This window comes from Streptomyces sp. NPDC050485, assembly GCF_044458185.1.
In the GTDB taxonomy this organism is placed as follows: Bacteria; Actinomycetota; Actinomycetes; order Streptomycetales; family Streptomycetaceae; genus Streptomyces.
Window position 1 is genome coordinate 394,626 of record NZ_JBITHR010000006.1, and the last position, 9,043, is coordinate 403,668.

The 9,043-nt window shown below is 73.3% G+C and carries 11 protein-coding genes; 5 read left to right on the plus strand and 6 right to left on the minus strand.

Translation table 11 applies throughout. The features are described 5' to 3' along the window. Nucleotides 1-41: 41 nt before the first annotated feature. Together ACIBK6_RS15970 and ACIBK6_RS15975 are read right to left on the minus strand one after the other, a co-directional pair. Nucleotides 42-425 carry a DUF3037 domain-containing protein gene (locus tag ACIBK6_RS15970; protein WP_399051820.1) on the minus strand — a complete coding sequence of 128 codons (384 nt, stop codon included), beginning with the start codon at nucleotides 423-425 and terminating at the stop codon, nucleotides 42-44. Then, nucleotides 422-1,276 (minus strand): HipA family kinase, encoded by an 855-nt coding sequence (locus ACIBK6_RS15975; protein ID WP_399051821.1) that lies wholly within the window; start codon nucleotides 1,274-1,276, stop codon nucleotides 422-424. Before ACIBK6_RS15975 ends, ACIBK6_RS15970 begins: the two co-directional genes overlap by 4 nt. Nucleotides 1,277-1,464: 188 nt before the next feature. Here ACIBK6_RS15975 and ACIBK6_RS15980 point away from each other — a divergent pair, with 188 nt between their 5' ends. Beyond that, entirely contained in the window at nucleotides 1,465-1,920 is a 456-nt protein-coding gene (locus ACIBK6_RS15980; RefSeq protein WP_399051822.1) for a Rieske (2Fe-2S) protein, read from the plus strand. Here the strand turns inward: ACIBK6_RS15980 and ACIBK6_RS15985 are convergent. Then, nucleotides 1,907-2,557 (minus strand): isochorismatase family protein, encoded by a 651-nt coding sequence (locus ACIBK6_RS15985; protein ID WP_399051823.1) that lies wholly within the window; start codon nucleotides 2,555-2,557, stop codon nucleotides 1,907-1,909. The two genes, ACIBK6_RS15980 and ACIBK6_RS15985, sit on opposite strands and share 14 nt — an antisense overlap. Nucleotides 2,558-2,657: 100 nt before the next feature. On the opposite strand from ACIBK6_RS15985, the gene ACIBK6_RS15990 reads away from it, so the two are divergent. Next, nucleotides 2,658-3,134 carry a pyridoxamine 5'-phosphate oxidase family protein gene (locus ACIBK6_RS15990; RefSeq protein ID WP_399051824.1) on the plus strand — a complete coding sequence of 159 codons (477 nt, stop codon included), beginning with the start codon at nucleotides 2,658-2,660 and terminating at the stop codon, nucleotides 3,132-3,134. Nucleotides 3,135-3,243: 109 nt separating this feature from the next. Here the strand turns inward: ACIBK6_RS15990 and ACIBK6_RS15995 are convergent, their stop codons facing one another. Continuing rightward, the gene (locus ACIBK6_RS15995; RefSeq protein WP_399051825.1) at nucleotides 3,244-4,152 is read right to left on the minus strand and encodes a LysR family transcriptional regulator; all 909 of its coding nucleotides are present in this window, start codon (nucleotides 4,150-4,152) and stop codon (nucleotides 3,244-3,246) included. A gap of 75 nt (nucleotides 4,153-4,227) precedes the next feature. Between ACIBK6_RS15995 and ACIBK6_RS16000 the strand changes: the two genes are divergently transcribed. After that, nucleotides 4,228-5,187, plus strand: a complete 960-nt coding sequence (locus ACIBK6_RS16000) for a DMT family transporter (RefSeq protein ID WP_399051826.1) — start codon at nucleotides 4,228-4,230, stop codon at nucleotides 5,185-5,187. Here the strand turns inward: ACIBK6_RS16000 and ACIBK6_RS16005 are convergent. Further along, nucleotides 5,181-6,521 (minus strand): aminotransferase class I/II-fold pyridoxal phosphate-dependent enzyme, encoded by a 1,341-nt coding sequence (locus tag ACIBK6_RS16005; protein WP_399051827.1) that lies wholly within the window; start codon nucleotides 6,519-6,521, stop codon nucleotides 5,181-5,183. The two genes, ACIBK6_RS16000 and ACIBK6_RS16005, sit on opposite strands and share 7 nt — an antisense overlap. Before the next feature lie 23 nt (nucleotides 6,522-6,544). On the opposite strand from ACIBK6_RS16005, the gene ACIBK6_RS16010 reads away from it, so the two are divergent. Continuing rightward, the gene (locus ACIBK6_RS16010; RefSeq protein WP_399051828.1) at nucleotides 6,545-7,222 is read left to right on the plus strand and encodes a pyridoxamine 5'-phosphate oxidase family protein; all 678 of its coding nucleotides are present in this window, start codon (nucleotides 6,545-6,547) and stop codon (nucleotides 7,220-7,222) included. A gap of 14 nt (nucleotides 7,223-7,236) precedes the next feature. Beyond that, entirely contained in the window at nucleotides 7,237-7,875 is a 639-nt protein-coding gene (locus ACIBK6_RS16015; RefSeq protein ID WP_399051829.1) for an FMN-binding negative transcriptional regulator, read from the plus strand. A 36-nt stretch (nucleotides 7,876-7,911) separates the two neighbouring features. On the opposite strand, the gene ACIBK6_RS16020 is transcribed toward ACIBK6_RS16015, so the two are convergent. Next, nucleotides 7,912-8,859 (minus strand): DMT family transporter, encoded by a 948-nt coding sequence (locus tag ACIBK6_RS16020; protein ID WP_399051867.1) that lies wholly within the window; start codon nucleotides 8,857-8,859, stop codon nucleotides 7,912-7,914. Between the last annotated feature and the right edge of the window lie 184 nt (nucleotides 8,860-9,043).

Genomic DNA, 9,043 nt, shown 5'->3' on the forward strand with positions numbered 1-9,043 from the left:
CGGATCCCCCGGCGCATGTCACACCCCCGCAGCGGCCAAATTCAGCGCACCAGCAGGTCGAGGAGCCGCTCGGCCTCGGCCGCCGGATCGGTGGTCAGGCCGGTGTGCACCGGGCCCGGCTGGACGACGGTTGAGCGCGGCGCGATCAGCCAGCGGAAGCGGCGGCCCGCATCGTCGCCCGCCGCCTGCCCGGCCCCCTCGCCGCCGCCGCAGACGCCCTCGACGGCGCGCAGCGCGGCCCGTACGCCCACGACATCCGCCCGTGGATCGAGCGCCTTCAGCTTCGCCTCGTCCAGATACGTGCGCGCGGCAACATAGGACCGGGCGCGGCAGTACACCAGCACGCCCGCGTTGAAACACTCACCGCGCTCGACGCGTGGCACCACGCGCAGCAGCGCGTACTCGAAGACATCGCGCTTGCTCAACGGTCGTCGTCCTTCTTGCTGTTCTTGGTGGGGTGCGGCCAGGGAGTGAGGTGCTCGGTCAGCCAGCCGGGGGCCTGCGAGGGCTTGGGGGTGGCGGGCGCGTCGAGCGTGATCCGCTCGTGGATCGTCGCGGCCCGGGCGAGCAGCGGCTCGACGTACGCGCGGCGCAGCGCGTCGGTCGTCTCGAAACCGGGCTCGTCGACCAGCCACTCGCTGGGGACCAGGGCGGCGACCTCGGTCAGGAGCTCCTCGGTGACCAGCGGCGCCAGTTCGGCGGCCGCGGCGGCGATCTCGGGCCCGAAGGGCGCCAGCGCATGGTCGGAGGCGTTGTACGGCTTGGCCGCGGACGCCTTGGCGCCCGGCCAGTTGTGGTGCCAGATCATGGTGGCGCCGTGGTCGATGAGCCACAGGTCCCCGTGCCAGACCAGCATGTTGGGGTTGCGCCACGACCGGTCGACGTTGTTGATCAGCGCGTCGAACCAGACGACCTTCCCGGCCTCGGCGGGGTCCACCTGGTAGGCGAGCGGGTCGAAGCCGAGCGAGCCGGGCAGATAGTCCATCCCGAGGTTGAGCCCGCCGCTCGCCTTCAGGAGCTCCTGCACCTCCTGGTCCGGCTCGGAGAGCCCGATGACCGGGTCGAGCTCGATGGTGACCAGTTCCGGTACGCGCAGCCCCAGCCGTCGGGCGAGCTCCCCGCAGATGACCTCGGCGACGAGCGTCTTGCGGCCCTGCCCGGCCCCGGTGAACTTCATGACATACGTTCCGAGATCGTCGGCCTCGACGATGCCCGGGAGCGAGCCGCCCTCACGCAACGGCGTGACGTACCGGGTCGCTGTGACTTCAGTGAGCATGGGCCCAGGCTACGTCGCGGCCATCGGGTGCCCGCTCCCCTTTTCTCCCCCGCGGGCGCGCGGGGGATCCTCTTCCTCCCCCGCGGGCACGCTGGAATTCCTGAGAATTGGCCCGGCCGCTGAACGCGGGGCGCCCACGGTGCGTACCCTCACGCAGCAACGCGTCGTACATCGAGAGGACAGCCAGCATGGGCATCGAATCGCTCCCGTCCGAACCCGTCTCGGCTCCGGCCCGCCGCACCGTCATCGCGGTGGTCGGCGCGGCCGGGGTCGCCGCCGCGCTCACCGCGTGCGGGGGCGGCTCCGACAAGGCGGCCGCATCCGATGCCCCCAAGCCGGCCGGGGGCGGCGCCGGAGGGACCGTGCTCGGCAAGACCTCCGACATCCCGCCGGGCGGCGGGAAGATCTTCGCGAACGAGGGCGTGGTGGTCACCCAGCCGGTGGCCGGTCAGTTCAAGGCGTTCTCCTCGAAGTGCACGCATCAGGGCTGCGCGGTGTCGTCGGTGTCCGGCGGCACCATCAACTGCCCTTGCCACGGCAGCAAGTTCGACGTGGCGGACGGCAGCGTCAAGGGCGGGCCCGCACCCTCCCCGCTGCCCGCCGCCGCGATCTCCGTCGAGGGCGGCTCGATCAAGCTCGCGTGATGCGGCGGGGCGTCTTCAGGCAGCCCAGAATCTCGTCGGTGGTGGTCACCGTGGCGACGAGGGCGAGGGTGTGGCGGATCATCGCGGGGGTGTAGTCGGCTGGCACCCCCGCGATCGCGTCGGCCGGAACCACCGCCGTGTAGCCGAGGTTGACGGCGTCGAAGACCGCGTTGGGGATCGCCACGTTGGCCGAGACCCCGGTCACGATCAGGGTGCGGCAGCCCAGGTTGCGCAGCAGCGCGTCCACGTCCGTGCCGGACACGGGCGACAGGCCGTGCAGTCTGCGTACGACGATGTCCTCGTCCGCCACCTCGATGGGCTCGGCGATCCGCACCGCCCGCGAGCCCGAGTACTGCTGGATCGGCAGCCGTTCGGCGGCGCGGAACAGCCGGGCGTTGCGGTTGGCTCCGCGTCCGTCGGGCCGGCGCTCGGCGACCGCGTGCAGCACCTGGACGCCCGCCTCGTGGGCGCCCGCCACCAGCAGGGCCACGTTGTGCAGCGCCCCCGACGACCTTGCCTCCTTGGCGAGTTCGGGCAGCGCGCTGTCCGCCCCGACCACGCCGTGTTGGCACTCGACGGTCATCAGCACCGTGGTGGCGGGGTCGAGCCGGTCCGCGAGGTGTTCCTTCGTCGCCATGGCGCGGGAGGCTAATCGCCATTGCGCGACAGCGGAAGAGCGCGCCATGATTTCTGACGCACCGTCAGACCACCTGTCACCACGGGAAGGGAAGGCGCAGATGACCGCCACACAGCGCCGGGGCCGCCGGATCATGATGACCGAGGAGGAGCGGGACGCCTTCCTCGGCGAGCAGCGCACGTGCCGCCTCGCCACGGTGTCGGCGGACGGCAGCCCGCACGTCGCCCCGCTCTGGTACGTCTGGGACGGTGCCTCGCTCTGGCTGTACTCGATCACCCGCAGCCGCCGCTGGGCCCAGCTCGGCAAGGATCCGCGGGTGGCGGTGGTGGTGGACGACGGCACGGAGTACGGGGAGCTGCGCGGAGTGGAGCTGACCGGCCGCGTCGTCCCGGTCGGCGAGGCCCCGCGCACCGGCGAGCCCTGCCCCGAACTCGCCGTCCCCGAGCGGCTGTTCGCGGCGAAGAACTTCGGCCTGGCGGACATGGTCCACGACGGGCGGCACGCGTGGCTGCGGCTGACGCCGGACACCGTGGTGTCGTGGGACTTCCGCAAGCTGGGGGGCGAGTTCGGGCGGTAGGCCCGCCTTCGGGGCGGTGGAGCGCTTTCGGACCGGTGGAGCGAGCGGCTTCGCGGGCGACCCCGCGCGGGCTTCGCGGCCACCCCGGCCATGACCCGCCGGACGCCCCCTACTGCTGGGCGAGCTGCTCCCCCGCCGCGGCCAGCGCGTCGACGGCGGCCCGGATCGAGGGCCTGCGGTCGGCATCCGCGCGCCACACCGCGTACACATGGCGGCTCATCGCATCGCGCACCGGAACGACCCGCACTCCGTCCGGCACCGGCCCGCGGCCGAGGCGGGGGGCGATGCTGACGCCCAACCCGGCTTCCACCAGGGCGAGTTGGGTGGCGTGTTCGCGGGCCACATGGGCGATCCGCGGCTCGACGCCCTTGCCGCGCAGGGTGAACATCAGCCACTCGTTGCAGAATTCACCCTCGGGCCAGGTGATCCACTCGTCCTCGGCGAACTCCTCCAGATCCACCGCCTTCCGGCCGGCCAGCGGATGGTCCGCTGACATGGCGACGTCCGCGAGGTCGTCGAGGACCGCCCGCTTGGCGAGCCCGTCGGGCAGCGGCAGCGGCTTGTTGTACCAGTCGAGTACGAGCGCGAGGTCGAGGTCGCCGAGCAGGACGCCCTGCACCGATTCGTCGGCCTCCAGCTCGTCGGAGCGGACCCTGAGCCGCGGGTGCTCGGCGCGCAGCGAGGCGAGCGCGGCGGGGAAGAGCCCGCGGACGGCGGTGGCGAAGCCCGCGATCCTGAGGTCGCCGACGACCCTGCCGCGCTGGGCCTCCAACTCGGCCTGGGCCAACTGCACTTGGGAGAGGATTCGGGCGGCGTGCTCGGCGAGCAGCCGGCCGGCGTCGGTGAGCCGCACCCCGCGCCCGTTCTTGGCGAGCAGCGGCTGGCCGGCCTCCCGCTCCAGCTTGGCGAGCTGCTGGGAGACAGCGGAGGTGGTCACGTGCAGGGTGTCGGCGGCGCCGCCCACCGAGCCGTGCCGGGCCACCGCGTCGAGGGTACGCAGACGCTCCAGGTTCAACATATAAGCAATGCTAACCGATCACCTCCGCAATTTCTCGCTTGTGCTACGTGATGGGTGGGCCTCATCGTGGTCGTCATGAGCACCGCCGCCCCCTCCCGGGGCCTCTCCGCACAGACCTCCCCAGCCTCGTCCGCCACGCGCCGCCCCGCCCTGGACTGGCGCGTCCGTTTCGCGGCGCTCTCCCTGATCTGGGGCTTCAGCTTCCTGCTGATCAAGGTCGGCACGGACGGCTACGCCCCGTTCCAGGTCACCTTCGGGCGGCTGTTCTTCGGCACGCTGGTGCTCGCCGTCGCGATGGCCGTCAAGCGCGAGCGGCTGCCGCGCGGGGGCCGCACCTGGCTGCATCTGAGCGTGGCGGCGCTGCTCCTCAACGCCGCGCCGTTCTCGCTGTTCGCGTACTCGGAGCTGACGATCCCCTCGACGCTGGCCGGCATCTGCAACGCGACCTCGCCGCTGTGGGGCATGGCGCTGTCGCTGGTCGCGCTCTCCGAGGACCGGCCGACCCGCCGCCGGGTCGCGGGGCTCGGCCTCGGCTTCCTCGGGGTGCTCACGGTGCTCGGCGCCTGGCAGGGCTTCCACGGCCTGGACGTCACCGGCACCGCGATGGCGCTGCTCGCCTCGCTCTGCTACCCGATCGGCTGGATCTACGTCCGCCGCACACTGGCGGGCAGCAGCCACTCCAATCTGTCCCTGATCGGCGCGCAGCTGGGCGTTGCCACCCTCCAACTGGCCCTGGTGACCCCGCTGTTCGCCGGTTTCCCGAGCTCGTTCCCGTTCGTCCCGCTGCTGGCCGTCGCGGCGCTCGGCGCGTTCGGTACGGGGTTCGCGGTGCTCGTCCAGTACGGGCTCGTCAACGAGGTCGGCCCGACGACCGCACAGATGGTCACCTACTTCGTTCCGGTGATCGCCACCGCCGCCGGTGTGGCGGTCCTCGGCGAGAGCCTCAGCTGGAACACCCCGGTCGGCGCGGCCATCGCGCTCGCGGGCGCGGCCCTCACCCAGAGCCGCCCGCGCGCGAAGCCCTCTGCTCAGTAGTCGTAACGGTTTCCGGGACCCGGGCCGACCGCGGAGGCGATGGCGTCCGCGAGCGGCCCGATCTCGTCCCGGGCCAGACTCGACACGGTGAGCCGCACCCCGGGGGCCGAGGCCAGCCGGAAGCGGGCGCCGGGCGCCACCGCCCAGCCCGCGTGCAGCAGCCGGGACACCGCCCCCGTCTCGTCGGGCACCGGCACCCACACCGTGAAGCCGCTCCGCCCGCGGGCCTCGATCCCCCGCTCGCGCAGCGCCCGGAGCAGGCCCTCCCGCCGCTCGCGGTACGAGCGGGCCACCTTCGCCGGGTCGACGGCCCCGGACTTCCAGAGTTCCACCACGGCCCGCTGGAGCAGTCGGCTGACCCAGCCGGGCCCGAGCCGCTGGCGCCCGCGCACCCGGTCGAGGGTGACCGCGTCACCAGTAAGTACTGCGAGCCGCAGGTCCGGCCCGTACGCCTTGGCCACCGACCGTACGAAGGCCCAGTGCTCGGTGACCGGGGAGACCGGGTGCAGCGGCAGGTCGACCATGCCGTGGCCGTGGTCGTCCTCGATGAGCAGCACCCCGGGGTGCGCGGCGAGGATCTCGCGCAGGGCGCGGGCACGGGCCGCGCTCACGGCCGCACCCGTCGGGTTCTGCGCGCGGCAGGTGATCACCACGGCCCTGGCGCCCGCGGCCAGGGCGCGCTCAAGGCCCTCGGGCAGCGGGCCCTCGTCGTCCAGCGCCATGGGTTCGGGCCGCAGCCCGAGCGCCGGTACGAGGTCGAGCACCGCGCCCCAGCCGGGGTCCTCGATCGCCACCGCGTCGCCGGGGCGGAGGTGGGCGGTGAGCACCCGCTCGATGGCGTCGAGCGAGCCCGACAGCACCCCGATCGGCCCGTCCGGCACGCCCCCTTCACCGAAGGAGGCGCGGGCGAGCCGGGCCAGTTCCTCGTCCACGGGGTCCTGGCCGTACATGTACCGCCCGGGCTCTTCGGCATTGCGGCGGGCCGCCGCGGCGAGTGCGTCAGCGAGCGGCGGCAGCAGTTCCGGATCCGGGTTGCCGTCGGCGACGTCGCGCACGCCGTCGGGGACGTCCACGCGGATGAGGTCGCGGGCCGTGCTGGCGGGCCGCGAGCGCACCCGGCTGCCGCGCCGGCCCGCCGTCTCGATCACGCCCCGGTCGCGCAGCAGCCGGTAGGCGGCCGCGACGGTGTTGGGATTGACCCCGAGCTCGGTGGCCAACTCCCTGAGCGGGGGCAGCAGTTGACCCGGTTCGAGCCCGCCGGAACCCACCGCGCGCTCCACGCTCTCGGCAATCTCCGATGCGCGCCGCCCCACAATCCGATATTCTCCTAGCACAAACAAGATTATGCACTAGTGCAATGGAGATCGCAATGCCGGACACCGCGGCCCCCTACCAGGCGACCGACCGCACCGTACCCACCCGTTCCCGCGAGCGGGCCTCCTACGACCGCGCGCTGGTGCACGGCATCCTCGACGAGGCGTACGTCTGCCACCTGGGGTTCGTCCGGGACGGCGCTCCGGTCGTGCTGCCGACTCTCTACGGCCGCGTCGGCGAGCGGCTCTACGTACACGGCTCCACCGGCTCCCGCCCGCTGCGCGCGGCGGGCCAGGCCGACCCGGGGCTCGCCGTGTGCCTGACCGTCACCCATGTCGACGGCCTGGTCCTGGCCCGGTCCGCCTTCCACCACTCGATCAACTACCGCTCGGTCGTGGTGCACGGCATCGCCCACGAGGTCACCGACCCGCAGGAGAAGCGCACCGCGCTCGACGCGCTGGTGGATCACGTCGTGCCGGGCCGCTCCGCCGACTCGCGCCCGGCGAACGCCAAGGAGCTGGCCGCGACCGCCGTGATCAGCCTCGATCTGAACGAGGTCTCCGCGAAGGTCCGCAGCGGCGGCCCGAACGACGACCCCGAGGACCTCGGGCTGCCGCACTGGGCGGGCGTCCTGCCGCTCGTCCCGCGCTACGGCACGCCGATACCGTCCGACGACCTGGACGCGTCCCTCGCCGTGCCCGGCTACCTCTCCGCGCTGTAAAGGACGGCTCCGTCATGCTGATCCACCCCTGGGACGCCCCCGAGGACGACGGCGAGTGGCAACGGTGGCTCGCCGCCCACGACTTCGGCCAGCTCGCGGTCAACGGGCTGCCGGGCGAGCCCCCTTCGGTCCAGCCGACACACTTCCGGTACGAGCCCGGGCGCGGCGGCCCGCACGGCCAGGTGCTGCTGCATCTGGCCCGCCCGAACCCGCTGTGGCCCGCGCTCGACGCCGATCCGCAGGTCGTGCTGAGCGTCACCGACGACTACGTCTTCGTGCCGGGCCCCTGGGGCGCCGCCGAGGACGCGCCGCCGGAACACGGCGTGCCGACCAGCTTCTACGCGGCCGTCCAACTGCGTTGCACGGCCCGGGTGGTGGACGACCCGGCCGAGAAGGCGGAACTGCTCAACCGGCAGCTGGCGCACTTCCAGCCCGAGGGCGGCTCGGCGCCGGTGGCCGCGGGCGAGGTCCCGTACGGCCGGCTACTGTCCGGGCTGCGCGGAGTGCGGCTCGAAGTCCTGGGCGTACGGGCCAAGTTCAAGTACGGCAGCCACAAGCCGGAGTACGTGAAGCAACGCACGGCGGCGGCACTGAAGGAGCGCGGCGGACCGCGCGACCTCGCCGCGTACACCCATCACGAGCGGCGCCGCTGACCTGCGGGCCCCCGACCGGCGGGGGCCCGCCGCGTTCTACAACGCCACCGCCGCACGGCGGGCCCTGGCGTCCCTCGCCTCGGTCGCCGCGAGTCCGACGACCGCGAGGAGCAGCAGCGTGGTGCCCACCGCGGTGGCCGCGGTGATCCGTTCGCCGAGCACCGACACCGCGATCACGGCCGCGCTCACCGGCTCCAGGAGCATGATCACGGAGACGGTAGCGGCCCGGACCACCGCGGCACCGGCGAAGTACAGCGCGTACGCCAGCGCCGTCGGTATGGCGGCCACGTACAGCATCAGGACGACCACCCGCACCGGTTCGACGGTGTGCGGGAGCAGGCCCTCCGCGGCCGCGAACGGCAGCAGGCAGATCGCGGCGACCCCGAAGGCCCAGGCTGTGGTGGCCGAGGGGTCGGCGGCGCCGCCGTCCCGGCCGAGCCACCTGGTCAGCAGGGTGATGGCCGCGTACCCGGCGGCGGACACCAGCGCGAGCACGACTCCGGCGGGCCGGACCGTGCCGCCGCCGTTGCCGATCCAGAGCACCGCGAGACCGGCGAGCGCCCCGGCGACGGCCGCGGTGCCCGCCCAGCCGATCCGCTCACCCATGGTGAGGCGGGCGCCGAGCGCGATGAGGACGGGTCCTGCGCCCAGGGTCACCACCGTCGCGACCGCGAGGCCGGTCGCCTCGACGGCCGCGAAGTAGGCGCTCTGGAAGACCATCAGGCCGATGCCGTTGCCGAGGACGCGCAGCAGCCGGCGGCGGCGCGGTTCGGGCGCCGCGGGTGCGGGGCGGCGGCGCAGCGCCATCGCGCCGAGCAGCAGGACGAGTCCGCCCGCGCAGCGCCAGAAGGAGAGGGCGAGCGGTCCGAGGTCGCTGGCTCCGAAGACGAGGGCGGCGGCGCCGCCCGCGGTGCCCCAGGCGACTCCGGCCACGGCGAGGTAGAGCAGACCGCGGCCGACGGGCAGCGCGGTGGAGGGGCCCATGGCGAGGCCCGTGGATGAGTTCGACACGTACGTACTCCGAAGAGGAAGACGGCTGACTGGTCGCGTGCCAGGAGTACGCGGGCAGCGACGAGCCGCTCGGGGACTGCCCGAGCCGGGTCTTCGTCTGGAGTGCGGCCGCCCGCGTTACGCGGCGGGAGGCGGCAGTACGGTCGAATGCATGATC